This window comes from Flavobacteriales bacterium, from assembly GCA_016715895.1.
In the GTDB taxonomy this organism is placed as follows: domain Bacteria; phylum Bacteroidota; class Bacteroidia; order Flavobacteriales_F; family PHOS-HE28; genus PHOS-HE28.
In genome coordinates, this window is record JADJXH010000005.1 from 1 (window position 1) to 16,993 (window position 16,993).

The following is a 16,993-nucleotide window of genomic DNA, read 5'->3' on the forward strand; positions in this document are numbered from 1 at the left end:
TGTCCAGATTAAACTCATCAGGCGTAAAACCGCCGAGCCGCCAAAGATGCCGAGAAGGTACCGTTGCGCGCCGCGCGTCAATGCGTTTGTCATGATATTCTCAGGTTTATTTTCTGTACCGGCCAGAAAACCAGCGCAGGGTTTCGTAGTAGTCAGCCAGAGTTCTGTCGTCGTCGGCCTGCTGTTGTTGGCCTTCGTCGCCGTCCTGCGGCCCGTAGATGTCCAGTTCGTCGTCGTCATGTCCGTTCATTGCATCGTCTCCTCTTGATTAAATTCATCCGCGACGTGTTTTTCGAATGGCGCGGCTGCTTTTACTTGCTCCGGCAGATATGAAAAGCGTAGGCCAGCACCGCTTTCGTCGTCGTCTTTGTCGAGGGCGACGGTCGCCTCGGCGGTCAGGTGACGTTGCTGTAGTCGCCCGTGTTGAGCCCCTTTCGTATCGTGCCGTCACGGTCATCACTTTACGGCTTCCTCTTTGATTCTGAGGTAGGCCTTATTGTTTCCGGCTGTTGGTCTGGCCATTAGCCGATCATACTCTTTCACGATGAGTCGTGAAGCGCGTGTGGACATACAGGAAGCTTCGCATCGCCTGCCGACGGCCTCACGATGTCCCACTGTTCACCTGGTAGAGCGACGCCTTTATAATCACATTGTCATATTCGTACGGTTTTTCGCATGTGTCCAATCTTCTCCTCTTGTTGCTTATAACGCTTGCCAATAATTATATAACCTCGTTTAGTCACTGTCAATATCTGCTATAACACTCCAGCTAACAGGGGAGGCAAAAGCCACAGCGTTATTCTCAAAGTAGTCGCGCTTCAGGATCGGCCAGCCGCAGCAGGGCGGTATCGTTCGCCGATATTGATGCTCGCGTGGTTTTTGCCGTTATCGTCGCTGGACCCATGCTATCGGTTGAGTCGCCCCACGATGGATTATATTTGTCGTCGTAGTACCGCGTACGCAGCCGGTCGATAGCGTAAATAATGATGTTTGCCGGGCTGAACATTCTCGAACGCGCCGGTCAGGCCATAGTGCCAGCCGCTGGCAGAGCGTGCTTGTACGTAGTCGGAATTAGCCGCCGGGATTGTCCTTGATCCATTCTGTATATTTCATCTCGAGTCCCCTCTCGATTAAGTTTGTCCCGCCCAATCTTTAACAATAGTATAGCATGACTAATAAGACTTGTCAATACCCAAAAACAAGTAATAGCCCGGATTGCCCGATATTGTTCCCATCTACTGTCAGATGTTGCTCATTGCTGTATACTACGTACATCATGACTATCCGGCTGTTTCTTCAGACACGTGTATTACCTCACCTGAAGGGCAGCGGGTAAATGAGGAGGATAGCGGGCGGATGCCGCGGGAGCATGGTCGAGGCCCGTTACCTCCTGTCTGGCGATGATGTCCTTCACCCTGATGCAGGTCTCCTCTCGACCGCTAGCCGGGTGGCGTGAAGCTCGCCCGACCGACGGGGATAGCAGGAGGCATTTATTCATCGGTTTCAATCAAGAGGAGATGGATATGCTTGAAAATGATTTCGCTTTGATGAGATAATCTCGGAGGCTTTAATCAACAAGGTCCTGGCAATCAACCTGGTCGCACTTCTGATTCCACGTTGCCTAAACAGATACTAACGTCGCGCGAGCGCTAGTCAGCAATCTGGCGCGGTTATTCGTTTACGATCTCCGGCGGCTATAGGCCCCGGCGTTGAAAAGGACAACTGGTTAGCAAAGCGGTCACATGGCGTTCGATTTTGACGCGGCGGACGAGACAAGCAGGCTCTGATTACATCATTAAGCGCGACGGAACGTTCCGCGATGATGTTCCGCATCGTTCGGTTTTACAACGGTCTCCCATACCGAGTGCCGCGCCACGGGCGCGGGCGGTGTTCACACTGAGCAGCCTGTCACGTCGCCGGTCGAATATCGGCGCATCTATCAGGCGAGGCATGGTGGATTCGCAACCGTCGGACGGTTCGGCGTGAAGAATCCGGCCTGTAAAGACCCGCTCTTTCGCCTACTGGTCGAAGGGCGGACGCTAAAACGAACTGGTCAATGACTGGCCAGTGTTCACGATTGATTACATCACCGCTCAGTATGACGCGGCTCATCCCGTCATATTGCGGACAACCATCGCCGGTCGAAACGCGCCGCCGCCCGCCCCGTCGCCCTCGTTGCAAAATGCCAAGTTGGAAACAGTTGAAGCACAGAAAGACGCGCCGAGGGGCGAAGGATGACCACAGCGCGCTAGTCAGGGCGGCCATCGGTACTGGGCGGCTGGCGGCGTCGGGCGCGCTTAATCCGGCATTGACGTGGAAGCCGAACTGGAAGCGGAGGCAAGAGCAGACCGGAACCCGACCACCGCAAGGAAATACAGCGGACAATCCGGGACGGCCTGACCTATGGCGCAACCCGGCCGCCGGCACTTGAAGGGTAAAGAAGGTAGGAGACATCCTGCCACGACCGACGACGTCAAATCCGATGATCGTCATTACATTCAGAGAGGACCTAAAGTTCTCTGCTTACGTCGAGGAAAAGACCGGCCGGGGTTGGCGCAAGCTCGGCCGAACGCTTACAAGGCAGCGAGTTCCCTACGTCTGCACGTTCCTGAAACCGAAGACTACGGTTTCAAGGGTTGTCTGGCCAGCGGGTGGAATTAGCTGAACACAACGAGCGAACGGCTTGAAATCAGAACGGCCTTTCGCCGCCACGCCCCTGACCGACATCGACCAATCTGTATTGTTGGACCGGCTGTTTGACCACGGCATGAGCAACGAAGGCCACACGCGCAGGCCCTCTTCATACCCGCGCGGCCGAGAATCGCCATCATCCGGCGCAAGGCACTATCCGGAGGGGTTACAGGACGGCGGCGCCACTTGACGCGCTTCCATGCACCACCTCGATATGTCCGAGACAGCGCGGCGATGTTCTGGCGCAGGCTTGATTGGTTCCACCGCCAAGATTCTGGACGGGCGGCAGAACCTCATGCTAGAGGTTGTCAGCGGGCAGGGCAGGGCAAGCGCACAGGTGGTGCGCTGGCTCTGCCCACTTCTATCTGTTCAATGAAGGCCCCATTAGTCTCCAGGGACAACAAAGACGACCCTATCCTTCTAATCAACAACTGGTTCTGGGGAAGTGGCGAACTGGAGTTCGACCACCGCTGCCGCGCCTGACCGGTCAGGCCCCCGATGCAATTTCGTCAGCCGCGAGCAAGTGGAAAAAGGTGAGCCTTACGGCCGCTATGACTTCGACAAGCCCGCCGCCGCTCTGATGATAGGGAGGGAACGCCGACGGATCCGGTTTCCGAAGCGACCCGACCGGCAACCGCCGTTTTGGCCGTCATCCACCCCGACATCGACTGGGCCGCGAGACGGACGTCGACCGCGCCCAACTCCAGGCTGAATCCCGTGCGCCTGGCGGGCGGGCGAGGCGGTGGAAATCTGACGCGGGTCGAGCAGGAGATACTGCGTGAACCTGAACGGTGAACACATGGGTCAATGGCCGCGGATGAATCTGTTGCTCCAGAACTACGAGATAGAGCACGACGCGGGCGACTGGAGCATGTCCACGATGGACACCGGAGAACTTGACAACCGGTTTGCGCGGCGACCAAAATCGAAACAAACCGAACGATTGACTACGGTACTTGACGAACATACGGACTGACAAGGAACGCCGAAAAGAGACGGCGCAGTCTCGCAAGCTGATGATCGGTAAACTAATCCAAGACCATTCAACTTATTAGCAGAGGAAGGAGACTTTTAACCACGGCAACTGACCCCAGAACTCCCTCGAGAACTCAAGTAACCTTTATCAAAAAGACGATAATATGTTGCCGTCCGTTGTCACCCTGTTGCCAGGGAAAAAGGCAACTGGTTTGACGACGTTTTTACCAGTATAATCTGCTTGTTGGCAGTTTTGCCACTGTCGTCGCCTTGTCTTTGTACCCCGAATGTGACGTCGAAAATGACGCATTTTTACAATTTACTACATCTCAAGCAGATGGTGTAGGAGTTGCCGGCAACGAGAAAGAACACCGGCAACGCCGGCAATGTTAAAAATTGGAGGCCGATTGAACGAACCGAAAACGACCAAACGAATGGGACTGAATGAATGACTTAACAAACGACTGAGTAAATGACCGTAAAGGAGAATCCAAATGAAAATCGACAACGGCAATATGGACGGATTCGCGGGGGGGGAGGTGTGCAGGAGGTTGACCGTTGGCAATACGACCTCTATCGGTTACAACGCCACAAGCGGCGTGGTTCTACATCGGCGAGAAGGAGAGCAAGACGTTGACATCGTGCCTGCGCGGCGCAGGCAATGCAAGGAAGTGACAGACGCGCAACGTGGGACGACATTCACCGCTATCCAATCAGGACGAAACGCGCCGACATGGTGGACGGCGAGATGCAAACGCGGCTCCAGGTCAGGCATGAAGGGGATGAGCTTCACACGTTCGGCGCGCGAAGCTGGACGGCGCGGGCGGCATGGGCCAACCTGCTGGGCGGCCCTACCATGATGCAGCGTTTCGAGGGCGGCATCTGGCCGCGCTTGTGGAACATATCAAGACGCTCAAGACATCGACCGGCAAGACGACCGCCCCCCGTGTTGGCGCCTTCATCTCGAAGTCGGCGAAGCCATCGACCTGACCCTCGGCGGCCAACGTCAGCAGAAGGCGACCGGCCACCCTATCAAGGCCGTCAGCATGGCGTTCGTCGGGCCGGAGAAGGCGGCCGAGTATGCCGAACTTTTTACACGAGCGAAGCCCTTTGACGAGTGGCGGCGGAATGGAACACCCGCGCCGGTGGCCGAGGCTCAGCCTGACCACGAACTGGCCCCCGTCGCCCTGAACACACCCGACGAGCTTATTCCGTTCTAGGAGACGAACAGCATGGCGCGTAAGATAACCCGCAAGCCGGGAAACCGGTCGGAGTGTACAGTAAGGAATATCAGAGCTACGCAGGCCATGTTGCCCGGTTCAGTGGCGCCCATCACCCTACAGGCGACCGTAGCGATGGATCGTTTCCGCTGGTGGCACTTCTTTGGGCGACAGGGCGAACGGTGGATCGCGGCCGAGGCTCTCCGGCGGTGACTGAGTTTATTCATTTCGTCACCCTGTTAAACGGCCGGTACAGCCACCGGCTGGCGTGGCTGAACGAGGCAGAGAAAACGCCTGTTGCCGAGCAGCGGATGTTGCGCAAGGCACGTAGAGGCCCTCAAAACGCGCTACAAGCGGTTTTAGGGATAAGGATAATGGGGCAAATATGGGTAAAAGCGAATTAGAGGGTATACTGTCACAATACATGATGATTAACAATATCCCGCCAGGGAAACGGAACACCGGTTCCACCGAAACGCAAAAGTGGCGGTTTGATCTTTGCATGGCCCGACCGGCGCATCGCCGTCGAGGTGCAGGGCGGCATCTACATGGTTAAGAGCGGCCACAACACGGCGGCGGGGATCACCGTGACAGGAGAAGCGCAACGAGGCCGTCGTTGCTGAGATGCGGAGTAGTGATGGCGGACCAGATTCAGGACGGGTCGGCGGCTGACTGGTTGTGTCGTCTTATGTATCCTGAACCGGCAACGACACGGCCGCCGTTTTGAGAGTGAACCATGTTAGCAAAGCGGCAATACGATCCGGAAACGAAGGCGGCTGTACGGCGGCATTGTTGACCGGGCAGTTTGTCGTCGCGCTGGCAGCCGAGTATCAAATTCCGGCCGCGACTATTCGCTCGAGGAAGGCCAGGGGAGCGGCATTGCAGGTGTTGATCAGAAAAAAAGATTGAGATAGGAGATTTGCTCATGGCTTACCGAGCGCCAATCTGGCGGCACTGGAGGCTCAGGCCGAGGTCTTTGCTGATCCCAGGTGGCTCAAAAACAGCCAGTGGAAGCGAGGCGGCCGTGCTGCTGTACGGGGTTATGGCAGACAAGGCCAGAGATTGTTGAGGCGTTCGGGCGAAATGATGGCGATACCGACGCCGCGAATTGATACCGGCCCGTTTTCGTTTAACCGCATGCCGTCCAGCGCGGTCGATCTGAATTGTCGCCACTGTTTCCTGGCAGTCTCAGGTCATTGAGGAGTCGGCGCGGTTTAACGTCGTTTGCGTCGGCCGCCGAGCGGGAAGACGCAGCTAGGCGTCCATCTGGTAAAGCCGCGCCGGACGTGCTGGCTCATCCTGTCGGCTGGTTCTCGCCGTCCTACAAGCTCATGCTGGAGGTATGGCGGGAGGCGACGCGGTTGTTTACCCCGATTATCGCCCGGCAGACGCGGAGGAGCGGCGACTGGAATTCGACGGGCGGCGTTTTGGAATTCTGGTCGCTGGACAATCCACAGGCGGGACGTAGCCGGAAATATAAACTGGTGATTGTCGATGAGGCAGCGTTCGTTCCGTTAATGATGGACGCCTGAATTACGTCATCCGCCCGACGCTGGCCGATCTGCGCGGCACGGGATGGTTGTTTTCGACTCCCTGGGCGGGCGCAACGGATTTTGGCAGTTATGGAGCCGGGCCGCCGATAGCGGCTATCCGGACTGGCGCACGGTGGCAGATGTCGAGTGACGTCAACCCATCAATCTCACGCGAGGAACTGGATGAGATATGGGCGATCTCTTCCGGAACGGTGGCGCAACAGGAATTGATAGTGCAGTTTGTCGACGACGCGGGCGGCGTCTTTCACCGCGTCATGGAATGCGCTACGGCCACGCCCCTCGACGGCCCGGTCTCCGGGCGCGCCTATGTCGCCGGGGTAGACGTGGCCGACGCCGCCGACTTCACGGTGATTAGCATCCTCGACGCCCGGACGCGCGAACAGGTCTACATCGACCGGTTCAATCGTATCGGCTATACCGCGCTCGAAGATCGTATTCATGCCGCCTATGAGCGGTGGAACATCCAGACGATGGTCATCGAGGATAACAGTATTGGCCAGCCGGTGATCGACCACTTGCGCGGGCGGGGCATGAGCATCGTGCCCTTCCACACGTCGGCGGCGACGAAGCAACCGCTGATTCAGGCGTTGCAATCGGCGTTTGAACACGGGACAATCAGGATATTGCCCGACCCGATTCAGGTGGGAGAGCTTCAGGCTTACGAGGGCAAGCGGCTGGCCGGCGGCATGAGCTACAGCGCACCGGCGGGGATGCATGACGACACGGTGATGGCATTGGCATTGGCATGGCACGGCGTGGGCAAGCGGCCGACTCCCATACCGCAACAGGCAGCACGACAAAGCAGGGGACGAGGTTCTAATGGCGAAGCAAATCTGTATAAAGACATTGGCGACATAGGATTGAACACCAGCGGTTGGGGGGAATCGGGCGACGAATTTCTCGACGAGTGGCGCGGCGCGACAAACAAGGCCAAGCGGGTCAGGGAGATGCTCTACAACAGCGCGACGGTTGGGGCGTTGCGTCTGGCCGTCGAGATGCCGCTGCGCGATATTGACTGGCAGTTCATAAGCGACGAGGGCGAGGACGACCCGCGGCTGGAGTTGCTCAACGAATCGTTTGGCGCATTGTCCCATAGCTGGAACGACCACGTGACTGACGCGCTCGACTTCCTGTGGTACGGGTGGTCGATGTTTTCAATCACCTACCAGCAGCGTGACGGGCGCATCCTGTGGCGCAAGTTCCGGCCGCTGGGGCATGACACATTACAGCGGTGGCTGTACGATGAAGATGGAGGCATGGCGGGCATTCAGCAATGGCCGCACCTTAACCCCGCTCCCGTTCCTATTGAGCGCATGGTCATCTATCGCTTTCGCCGGGCGCGTGGCAATCCTGAGGGGTTCAGCATCTTGCGCCCGGCGTGGCCGTCGTGGTATTACGCCAAGAACATCCAACATGTGGAAGCTATCGGCATCGAGCGCAACCTGGCGGGCCTGCCCATTGTCCAGTTGCCCGAAGGGGCCGACACGACGGAAAGCGACAGCGAGGACACCGACGTGGGCCGCGCTCGGCAACTGGCCAAGTCCGTGCGCAACGACAGCAACGCCGGACTGGTCATCCCGTTCGGCTGGGACTTCCGGCTCGCGGCGTCGGGCGGCACGGGCGCAAACAATACCGACGCGGTGATCAGTCGCTATGACAAGCGCATCCTGATGAGCGCATTAGCCCAGTTCATCATGTTGGGGATGGACAACATCGGCGCGCTGGCCACCTATTCCGGCTCGCAGGACTTCTTCACCCTGACGTTAAACGCCGTGGCCGACACGATGGCCGAGACGTTCACCAAGTTCGCGGTCGAGCGGCTGTTGAGCCTTAACGGCCTCGACCCCCACGGCGTGCGACTGACCCATAGCCCGGCGGGCGGGCTGAAGCCGGAGCAAATCGCGACCGCGCTGGGGCAAATCGGGCAAAGCGGGTTCCTGACGTGGTCGGCGGATGACGAGGTCTGGTTGCGCTCCATCTTTCGCTTGCCGGTGCGGGACGCGGAAACAATTCAGGCCGACCGCGATGAGGCTCAAGCCGCGCGGGCGCGAATTGCTATAGGCAATGCGCCGACCATTGACCAACAGACCGCCGAGGCCAGGCGGACGAATACGCCGCCGACGGCGATGACGCGGCCCGGCAGAAGTGGGAACGGCAATGGCAAAAGAAGATGGCCGCGTTTCTGGCCCGGCAACAGAACGACGTAATGCGACAGGCGAGGCGCGAACATGGCCGATAGCATCTACTCCGTGGAATGGTGGCGGCGGTATCTGTCCGGCCTCAGGAACGAGTTCGCCGAATTGACGATGAACATCCTGTTGGCCGGTGGCGACGCCGGTCGTATCGGCGGCTTCTCGATGGACTGGGAAGCGTACAATCAGGACGCGCTGGACTGGCTCGACATGTATCTCGGTGACAAGCCCTTGCCCGGTCTGACCAGTGAGGGGGCCTACCCGTGGGCGTGGGCGGTGAACGAGACGACCCGGCGCGGCGTGACGGATGAGATAACCCGCTGGATTAAGGCGGGCGCGCCGTTACCCGAACTGGAGCTCCGGTTGCGCGGGCTGTTCGATGACCGTCGCGCCCACATGATCGCCGTGACCGAAGTGACACGCATTTACGCCAGCGGCAACGTCATGGCGTGGAAGGCGTCGGGCGTGGTGGACGGAAAACGCTGGCAGACGGCGCGAGACGAGATGGTATGCCCGATATGCAGCAAGCTGCACGGCTCCTACGTTGACCTGCGCGGGGGCTGGGAGTTTTCCGCGGCGGTGCTGGCCGCCAACCCCCGAACTGGCCAAAGCCCTGAGGGCGCCGATGACCGTGATCGTGCCGCCAGGGCATCCCGGCTGCCGTTGCTGGCTTAACCCTGTAGTCCTCGCCGCGCTATCGGATGACGAGGCGGCGGCGGGATTATTCGACCCGATGGGAGGCACGCCATGACACAGATTGACATCGAGGTGACATTCAACCCGCCTGACCTTGCCCAGCGGATGCGCAACTACCCGGAACGGCTGGAGCGCGAGATGGAACAAACGATGAAACAATCGTTGTTGCATGTTCAGGGCAGCGTACCGCAATACCCTCCCCGCCGTCGGGTAGCGGTTACGTTCGCACAGGGACGATGGGCCGCAGCATCGGGCTGGGCGGGCAAGCCGAGATTTACGAGACGCGGCGCATTGGCGGCGGCTACGAGGCGCGGCTGGGCACGCGGCTGGAATATGCGCCATACGTCATCGGTGATGATACCCAGGCATGGATGCACAAGGGGCGATGGTGGACGCTGAAGAAAGTCGGAGAGAAGGCGAAGCCGGGCATTGAACGATTGTTCGAGGCAATGTCAAAGAGGCTGGCCGCGTTTCTGGACGGGCGATGATTGACACAACGGGGATCACCAGGGTGACAGTTACGCCGTCGCGTTACGGGATGCGGCGGGAGTACCGGCATCGCGCGCCGGATTGCTCCCGGCTGTTGTTCGTGGGCTATTTGCCGCCCGGCGCGTACATCGAGATTCGTTGCCCGGCTTGCGGGCGGATGCACGTCATTACAGCAGCGGATGGAGAGGATACTTGACGCAAGGCGCGGTCATGTTGTAGAATGAATTGAAATCTCATACCTCACGGGTGGATGACTTGATCACTGGCCAATTGGCCGCCCGTTGACGCGACTGGAAACAGTTTGAGGCTATAAGCCCAGCGTCGCTCCTTTAAGGGGAGCGGCTCTGGGCTTTTCTCATTTTACGACTATGAGTGAATACGTAATTACCGATTTTGTGACCGTGGCGGCGGGGAACCCTTCCGCCTGTTGCCGTTTGGGCAACTTGTGAAGAACGGACGCAAGCGCGAGGTCACGCGGGAACTGGCCGCGCGTTTCCGCTTGCCGCATTTTCGCCCGCCGATGAAGTTGGGATCGCACAAAGACGAAACCCCGGCGGGCGGGCATATCGTCGCGCTGGAAGTGCGGGATGATGGCTTGTACGCCGTGCCGGAATACAACGACGAAGGCGCGGCGGCGTTGGCTCGTGGGGCGTTTCGCTACCACAGCCCTGAGATTGTCTGGGAAGGCGGGCTGGAAGACCCGCAGACGGGGGATGTACAGGACGGGCCGCTCATCATTGGCGACGCGCTGCTGCACACGCCCCACTTGGGCGAGGCGGCGGCCCTGTATACAGCCGACATTACACAAGGAGAACAGAAAATGAGTGGAGAAACCGTAACTGTACCGGTTGGCTGGCTGGATCGACTTTTGGGCCGCGTGCCTGAGGAAACGCCCCCGCCCGCTCCTGTGGCGACGGTGGACACCGACCGGCTGACGGCGGTGGAGAGCGAGCGCGACGACCTGGCGGCCAAGATCGCCCGGATGGAAAGCGAGGCGGCGCAGGCCGAGCGTGTCCAGCGTTTCGCCGCCGAACTGGCCGAGACCTCGCTGGCCGATGACGACGGATTGCCCGCCCTGCTGGCCGGTCTGTCCGACGAGACGGCCAGCGAGTTGATGCGCCGGTTTAAGGCGTTGGCTGAGCAGGCCCGCGTGAGTGCGCTGACGGCCAACGTCGGGCACGAGGGCAAGCCCCCAGCGGCGACCCGGTGATGGAACTTGACGCGGCTATCAAGTCAGTGATGGCTGCCGAGAAGATGGACTATGTGCAAGCAATGGCGCGGGTACGCGCGACACAGCCCGACCTGATCGCGGCTGCCTACCGATAGGAGAATAACAATGACAGCGAACAGCGGAGACAATCTTCGGATTCACGGATTGACGGCGGCCGCCGACCTTTCCGGCAAGCAGTACCACGCCGTGGCCCTTAACACGACCGGGCAGGTGAAGGTCGGGGCAAAGACGGCGGCCAATATCGGCATTCTGCAAAATGACCCGGTCGCCAATGAGGCGGCTTCGGTCGTGGCCGCCGGTATGACCAAAGCCTACGCGGGCGGAGACATTCCTCGCGGGTCGTGGGTGACGAGCAACTCGACGGGGCAGTGCGTTGTGAGCACCACGGCCAATGCATCGATGATTGGTCGCGCCGTGACCGTCGGAGCAAGCGGCAAATTGTTTGAGGTCTTCGTCGCCCTGACGAACTACTAGGAGGGATGGAGTTAAGACATGGCACTTCCAACAATCAATGATGTTCAACTGGTCGAGCCGGTGCTGACCAACATGATGGTCGGCTACCGGCAATCGGCGGCAAACTTCGTCGCCGGTCGGGCGTTTCCTTCCGTGCCGGTGAATTCCGGACAGCGGCTCTTTGCCAAGCTGACCAAGAAGTATTTTTTCACCGACGGGCTGCGCGACCGCGCGCCCGGCGACCCGTTTGCCCGGCTGGAGTTCGGCGTGGATAAGGGGACATACGCGACCCGTCAATTCGCCGCCGACTACGCTCTCGCTGACGAGGTTCGCGCCAACTCGCAGATTCCGATGGAACTGGAGCGCGTGGCCATCGAGTTTCTGGCCCAGAAGTCGCTGCTCCGCAAGGAGTTGCAATTCGCCGCCGACTTCATGAAGACCGGCGTCTGGGGCACGGATTTAGCCACTGCCCGCAAATGGAACAACGCTTCCGACGGCGACCCCATTGGCGACATCCTGCTGGCGTCTGACGCGATCTCCGGCGCGACGGGCTACGTGCCCAACACGCTGATCATCGGTTACGACGCTTACCGCGCGTTGATGATTCACCCCGACGTGGTTGACCGCCTGAAATACGTCATGGCGACGACCGACGCGCTGGTGGCTTCATCCCTGCCGTCGGTGCTGGGCGTCAATCAGATTCTGGTTTGCCGCGCGAACTATGACGCCACTAACGAGGCGAGCACTTTCGCGGCCACACCGATCATCTCCGACAAGGCGTTGCTGATTTACAACAACCCCGGCGCGGGCATTTTCGACGCCACGGCGGGCAAGACGTTCACGTGGGCGGCCGGCGGCGGCGAAGGCACGATCTACCGCTATCGGGACGACGCGCGTCATGCCGACGTTCTGCAGCACAAGGAGCAGTGGGATCAGTGCGTGGTCGCCGCCGACCTCGGCTACTTCTGGTCGGACGTGATCGAGTAGTGGGTTGGTCTGGGCCGCGGGGCTGTGGTTGCGTCAGGCCGTTACCCGCTCCGCGCTACTGACGTGGCCACAGCCTCGCGGCCCAGACTCAGGAGCGGGAAATGGGTACATGTTATATCGGGGTTGCTGAGGGCGGTATCGAATATGGCGAATGCCGCGACAGCATCGAACTGCTGGACAAACGACCCGGCGACAGCCTCCATTTTGGACGGGGCACGAAGGGTTACGAGGTTCGGCAGCAGCACTTTAACAGATTCATAGCAAGCGAGCATGAGTGGCTGCTCATGCTCGACGGCGACATGGTCTATTCGCCCGACACACTGGAGCAGCTGCGGTCGCACGGCGTGCCGTATGTGAGCGGTTACTACCTGCAACGGCGGCACAGCCCGCTCTTGCCGGTCTGGTTCCATCCCGGTGACGAGTGGCCCTTGCGTCCGTTTCTCGAAGACCCGGAGCGGGGGCGTTTGCACCCGTTGGGGGCGTCGGGCTGGGGCTGTGTCCTGATTCATCGGGACGTGGTTCAGGATACGCGGCAAAAGGTACTGCGCGGCGAATGGGATGTCATCGAGGATGAAATGGCAATGTGGCCCTATGACCTGACCGAGGTCATGGGCGCGCTGGCCGCCGGGGACGTTGACACACTTCAGCAACTATTGCGCCCATTGCGGGGGCAATACGACCGGCGGCCGGTGGGCAGTGACATCCGCTACCCGGTCATGGCGCGGGCGGCGGGATACGACTTATGGGGCGACCCCGACGTGCGACCCGGCCACATGCTGAATTACGTCTTGCATCCGTCGGACTACGCGGCGCAGGGCGCGAGCACCTACGCGACCACAATGCGCGAGGTCTACGACGCTACCGACCGCGGGCGCGTTCTGTGGGCTGAGCGCATAGAGGCCCTGAAACATGAATAGCATTTGTTTCGTCACGGCGGGGCCGGTCGAATGGGGTAGTAGCCGGATGCGTGCCTACTGGCCCGCGCGGTATATAGCCGATGCGACCGTGGTCACGATGGCCGAGGTGAAGCAGGGCAAGCTACCCGATGCGGCGGTGTACGTATTCCAGAAGCTGATTGCCACGACGCTGGCCGTCGAGTTGCGGGCGTTGGGCAGGATTGTCGTCTGGGATGTATGTGACCCCTCGTGGTGGTTTGACAAGACAGGCGCGATAGAGGCGGTCAACAACGTCGATTGGATCGTCGCCTCCAGCTTACCGCTGGCCGTTGACCTGGGGGCGTGGGTGGCTGTAAATCGCACAGAGACCAAAAAGATGACAGTCATCCCTGACCGGGTGGAGCTATCCCATTTCGACCCGCCGCTTCGTTACGTGCCCGGCGAGCCGGTGAAGCTCATCTGGTACGGAATAGCCGCCAACCGGCTCGCCCTTTTCGCCGCCGTGGTCAACCTGATGCGCTGGCGGGGTGACGGCCATGATATATCGCTGACCATTTTCGACGACGCGCCCGATATACATTTCCCCGGTCTCGACGCGGTTCTGCCGGTCACTTACGAGCGATGGACACTGGACACCGAGGCCGAGACGTTGGCGGCGCATCATATCGCCCTGCTGCCGCCCTATCCGGGGCCGTGGGGGCGCGTCAAGAGCAACAACAGGACGGTCACGGGGTTGGCGGCGGGGTTGCAGGTCATCACCGGCGAAAGCTATTACGACCTGCCGAACGCCATAAACGCGATGGAAGCCGGGCACGACCGGCGCGAGTACGTAGCCGCCAATTACAACGTCGAGCAATCGGCGCGACAGTGGGTGGACTTAATCAATGATCTATCTGGTGGCAAGTAGTACGGATAACTACTGGGAGCGGGCGCGGCCTTATCTGGCCAGCCTTGCCCATCACCTGAACCCGGAGATAGTGCCGGTTATTTTCAGTGTCGGCTGCGACGCGCCTCAGTGGGTAGTTGATATGGGGCTAGGCACGCGGCGAATTGACCGGAACGTTGGCGAGACACAACTACGGTCAATACAGCACGGCTCCTTCTTGCCGTACATGCCGACGACCGACCCACAAGACATAATCGTTTGTACCGATTGCGACATGATGTTACAGCGACCGCTAAACACCGCCGAGATGGCCAGCCTCGACGCCCTGACCGATGCCAGCTACGCGGCGGGGATGAACGCAGGCCCCGGCGACACACTGGCCGACGAGGCCCGCCGGATGGGCACGGCTTACAGCGATGTGGAAATCGACCGCGTCATGCCCGGCTACGCGGCAATGGCGTGCATTAACGGAGGCTGGATTGCCGCGCGGCGGGAGGCGTGGCAGAAGCTATATCGGGAGTATATGGCACGGCATGACCTGACCGACGCGATATTCGAGCACAAGTCGCGCGTCCAGTGGCTCATAAGCTACGCGGCGGCCGTCGCGGGATTGACGCGCATAACGGTATCACCCAACTGGCACTGTCATTTTCATTACGGCGTGCCCGACGGCGTGACCCGCGACGGCCGGACGGTTCTGTACCGGGGCTGGCCGGTGTTATGGACACATGTACAGGAACGATTCACTGGAGGTAGCTAATGGGTATCACGATGGAATATATCGCCCGGCGCGTCTTTCGCTACGACAACCGGCAATACCAGCCGGGTGACGTATGGGAACCGGGCGGCGGCAAATTCGACCGGCAGATTATTGACAATGACTTTGTAGCCCTGCGGGCGGTGACTCCAGAACCGCCGATTGCAAAGGGCAAGGGTAAGGGCAATGTCACTGAGAAATGACAGCTACGGGACAGTCGAGAATGTACGCGCACTGACACGGCATTTGCTGGACGGCGCGGGCATCTTTGACGCTTCCACCCGTCCTACGCTCGACGACGTGGAAGGCATGATTGACCGATGGTCGGCGACGCTAAACGTGGCCCTGCTGAACCGTGGCATCGCCGTGCCCGTCACGAACGTCATCGCCAAACAAATGTGTGCGCAATGGGTCATCCGCAAGGCGGCGGCCGAGGTGGAGCTAACGCAGCGGGGCACGGGCTGGAACGACGATGAGGGCAGCCGCATCCGCGCGCTCAGGCCCGACGACATGGGTGACGACCTTGCCTTGCGCATTGCCGAGGCCTTGCGGCAACAGGGCGAATTGACGCCCGGACGCGCTCATGCGGGGCTGACCTTCTTCACCGGCGACCCCACGCCTATCTTCACGCGGGGGCAATTCGACATATGAGCTACGCAGCCGGAGAGGCACAGATTATGGCCATCATCGCCGACATGCCCGACTTTAGCGCGAGCAATGTATCGCGTGCCGACTGGAAACCGCTTAACAGTGGGAACGCGCCACACTACGCTATCCTGAAACCCGGCTCGTGGAGCAATGAACCGTCATCCCTGTCGGCCGGGGCAGCCATCACGACATGGCGCACGGTTGTCGAAGTATGGCGGCGATGGGTTGATGACGCGCCGACCGCTATCGCCTTGCAGGAACTGGTCGGGCGGCTAATCGATTATCTGGAACATTACCCGCCGCTTGACGGCATGGCGTTACAGGGTTGGATAACCGGCGGCAATGAAATGCAACAACGCTGGTTGCGGGAAGGCGGGCCGATGTGGGCAGTCTGGGAGGTATACATTGACTGGCAAGAAGAAAGATTCATTGACGGCTGAGACACGCGCTAATCTGGAAACCGAACTCGCATACCACGAGGACGCGGCCCGACACCTGGAGGCGCGCGGCAACATGGACACATATCATCATCAACGCGCGGCAGCGATCCGCGCCTTATTGAACATGGAGGTAGAAAACGATGCCAAACTGGACTAGCAAAAACGGCGGGTTGCGGATTGACAATGCAGCCGGTGCAATCACCGACATTAGTCAATACATCAACAGCGTTTCCGACAGCGGCGGGTCTAACCGGATTGACGACACAGGACTGGGCGATACCCGCGAGCGGTCGCTGGCCGGGCTGGCCCGTGGCACTGAGACGCAGATTAACGGCGCGCTTAACACGACCACATATCCCATTTTCGCCCCGTTGGTCAACGGCACGAGCGTGACCAAGACGCTGGAGATCAAATATGCAACCGGGAAATATCGCGTTGGTGAGGTGTATGTAACCAACGTGCAACTTAGCCAGAACGTCGGACAACGGCATTCCTTCTCGGCCACATTGGCGGCGGAGAACGGGCTGAGCACGACCAGTGTCGCGGCGGCCTAGTGAACAAAGGGAGTAGGGATTGTGGCTCATTACGAGAATGAAGAACTGGGCGTATCCTTTAGTCTGCCGGACAGATTCACCGTCCGCGACAATCTGAATTTTCGCGGACATCTGGGGCGGGTCGCAAGCGACTCGGCTTTTATCCGTTACTGGGTGGCCGCATTGCCGATCATCGAGGGTTGGCAATGCGCCCTGATACCCGACCCGGCCGCGCTGGATATGGACACGGAGACAGATGCGCGTATCGCCGACATTGTGCAATGGACGGCCAACAGCGTCGCCGGGCACATGCTGGCACTGGTCGCGCCTGAAAAAAACTGATACA

At 59.8% G+C, this 16,993-nt stretch carries 16 protein-coding genes; 15 read left to right on the forward strand and 1 reads right to left on the reverse strand.

Features of this window, described 5'->3' with window-relative positions:
- Positions 1–106: 106 nt before the first annotated feature.
- The gene (locus IPM49_18340) at positions 107–250 is read right to left on the reverse strand and encodes a hypothetical protein (protein MBK9276478.1); all 144 of its coding nucleotides are present in this window, start codon (positions 248–250) and stop codon (positions 107–109) included.
- A gap of 5,967 nt (positions 251–6,217) precedes the next feature.
- Between IPM49_18340 and IPM49_18345 the strand changes: the two genes are divergently transcribed.
- The 15 genes from IPM49_18345 (at position 6,218) to IPM49_18415 (ending at position 16,989) form a co-directional block, all read left to right on the forward strand.
- Entirely contained in the window at positions 6,218–6,418 is a 201-nt protein-coding gene (locus IPM49_18345; protein ID MBK9276479.1) for a hypothetical protein, read from the forward strand.
- A 140-nt stretch (positions 6,419–6,558) separates the two neighbouring features.
- Positions 6,559–8,646 carry a hypothetical protein gene (locus tag IPM49_18350; protein MBK9276480.1) on the forward strand — a complete coding sequence of 696 codons (2,088 nt, stop codon included), beginning with the start codon at positions 6,559–6,561 and terminating at the stop codon, positions 8,644–8,646.
- A 21-nt stretch (positions 8,647–8,667) separates the two neighbouring features.
- On the forward strand, positions 8,668–9,306 hold the full coding sequence (locus IPM49_18355) for a hypothetical protein (GenBank protein MBK9276481.1): 639 nt from the start codon (positions 8,668–8,670) through the stop codon (positions 9,304–9,306).
- A 257-nt stretch (positions 9,307–9,563) separates the two neighbouring features.
- Positions 9,564–9,815 (forward strand): hypothetical protein, encoded by a 252-nt coding sequence (locus tag IPM49_18360; protein ID MBK9276482.1) that lies wholly within the window; start codon positions 9,564–9,566, stop codon positions 9,813–9,815.
- 446 nt (positions 9,816–10,261) lie between these two features.
- Positions 10,262–11,026: a hypothetical protein gene (locus IPM49_18365; protein MBK9276483.1), complete on the forward strand. Its 765-nt coding sequence runs from the start codon at positions 10,262–10,264 to the stop codon at positions 11,024–11,026.
- 126 nt (positions 11,027–11,152) lie between these two features.
- Positions 11,153–11,521 (forward strand): hypothetical protein, encoded by a 369-nt coding sequence (locus IPM49_18370; protein ID MBK9276484.1) that lies wholly within the window; start codon positions 11,153–11,155, stop codon positions 11,519–11,521.
- 18 nt (positions 11,522–11,539) lie between these two features.
- Positions 11,540–12,487, forward strand: coding sequence for a major capsid protein (locus IPM49_18375; protein MBK9276485.1), 948 nt, complete (start codon positions 11,540–11,542; stop codon positions 12,485–12,487).
- A 284-nt stretch (positions 12,488–12,771) separates the two neighbouring features.
- Positions 12,772–13,404 carry a hypothetical protein gene (locus IPM49_18380; protein MBK9276486.1) on the forward strand — a complete coding sequence of 211 codons (633 nt, stop codon included), beginning with the start codon at positions 12,772–12,774 and terminating at the stop codon, positions 13,402–13,404.
- Between the two features lie 97 nt (positions 13,405–13,501).
- The gene (locus IPM49_18385; protein ID MBK9276487.1) at positions 13,502–14,290 is read left to right on the forward strand and encodes a hypothetical protein; all 789 of its coding nucleotides are present in this window, start codon (positions 13,502–13,504) and stop codon (positions 14,288–14,290) included.
- Positions 14,268–15,029, forward strand: a complete 762-nt coding sequence (locus IPM49_18390) for a hypothetical protein (GenBank protein ID MBK9276488.1) — start codon at positions 14,268–14,270, stop codon at positions 15,027–15,029. The genes IPM49_18385 and IPM49_18390 overlap by 23 nt, the downstream gene beginning before the upstream one ends.
- An 11-nt stretch (positions 15,030–15,040) precedes the next feature.
- Positions 15,041–15,229 carry a hypothetical protein gene (locus tag IPM49_18395; GenBank protein ID MBK9276489.1) on the forward strand — a complete coding sequence of 63 codons (189 nt, stop codon included), beginning with the start codon at positions 15,041–15,043 and terminating at the stop codon, positions 15,227–15,229.
- Positions 15,213–15,677, forward strand: a complete 465-nt coding sequence (locus IPM49_18400; protein MBK9276490.1) for a hypothetical protein — start codon at positions 15,213–15,215, stop codon at positions 15,675–15,677. The genes IPM49_18395 and IPM49_18400 overlap by 17 nt, the downstream gene beginning before the upstream one ends.
- Positions 15,674–16,114: a hypothetical protein gene (locus IPM49_18405; protein ID MBK9276491.1), complete on the forward strand. Its 441-nt coding sequence runs from the start codon at positions 15,674–15,676 to the stop codon at positions 16,112–16,114. Before IPM49_18400 ends, IPM49_18405 begins: the two co-directional genes overlap by 4 nt.
- A gap of 140 nt (positions 16,115–16,254) precedes the next feature.
- The gene (locus IPM49_18410) at positions 16,255–16,668 is read left to right on the forward strand and encodes a hypothetical protein (GenBank protein MBK9276492.1); all 414 of its coding nucleotides are present in this window, start codon (positions 16,255–16,257) and stop codon (positions 16,666–16,668) included.
- Between the two features lie 21 nt (positions 16,669–16,689).
- On the forward strand, positions 16,690–16,989 hold the full coding sequence (locus IPM49_18415; protein ID MBK9276493.1) for a hypothetical protein: 300 nt from the start codon (positions 16,690–16,692) through the stop codon (positions 16,987–16,989).
- Positions 16,990–16,993 lie beyond the last annotated feature (4 nt).

Coding starts and splice junctions, on each gene's coding strand:
- IPM49_18340 (MBK9276478.1), bottom strand. CDS start 250: ATGAACGGACATGACGACGACGAACTGGACATCTACGGGCCGCAGGAC.
- IPM49_18345 (MBK9276479.1), top strand. CDS start 6,218: ATGCTGGAGGTATGGCGGGAGGCGACGCGGTTGTTTACCCCGATTATC.
- IPM49_18350 (MBK9276480.1), top strand. CDS start 6,559: ATGTCGAGTGACGTCAACCCATCAATCTCACGCGAGGAACTGGATGAG.
- IPM49_18355 (MBK9276481.1), top strand. CDS start 8,668: ATGGCCGATAGCATCTACTCCGTGGAATGGTGGCGGCGGTATCTGTCC.
- IPM49_18360 (MBK9276482.1), top strand. CDS start 9,564: ATGGGCCGCAGCATCGGGCTGGGCGGGCAAGCCGAGATTTACGAGACG.
- IPM49_18370 (MBK9276484.1), top strand. CDS start 11,153: ATGACAGCGAACAGCGGAGACAATCTTCGGATTCACGGATTGACGGCG.
- IPM49_18375 (MBK9276485.1), top strand. CDS start 11,540: ATGGCACTTCCAACAATCAATGATGTTCAACTGGTCGAGCCGGTGCTG.
- IPM49_18380 (MBK9276486.1), top strand. CDS start 12,772: ATGCTCGACGGCGACATGGTCTATTCGCCCGACACACTGGAGCAGCTG.
- IPM49_18385 (MBK9276487.1), top strand. CDS start 13,502: ATGGCCGAGGTGAAGCAGGGCAAGCTACCCGATGCGGCGGTGTACGTA.
- IPM49_18390 (MBK9276488.1), top strand. CDS start 14,268: ATGATCTATCTGGTGGCAAGTAGTACGGATAACTACTGGGAGCGGGCG.
- IPM49_18395 (MBK9276489.1), top strand. CDS start 15,041: ATGGAATATATCGCCCGGCGCGTCTTTCGCTACGACAACCGGCAATAC.
- IPM49_18400 (MBK9276490.1), top strand. CDS start 15,213: ATGTCACTGAGAAATGACAGCTACGGGACAGTCGAGAATGTACGCGCA.
- IPM49_18405 (MBK9276491.1), top strand. CDS start 15,674: ATGAGCTACGCAGCCGGAGAGGCACAGATTATGGCCATCATCGCCGAC.
- IPM49_18410 (MBK9276492.1), top strand. CDS start 16,255: ATGCCAAACTGGACTAGCAAAAACGGCGGGTTGCGGATTGACAATGCA.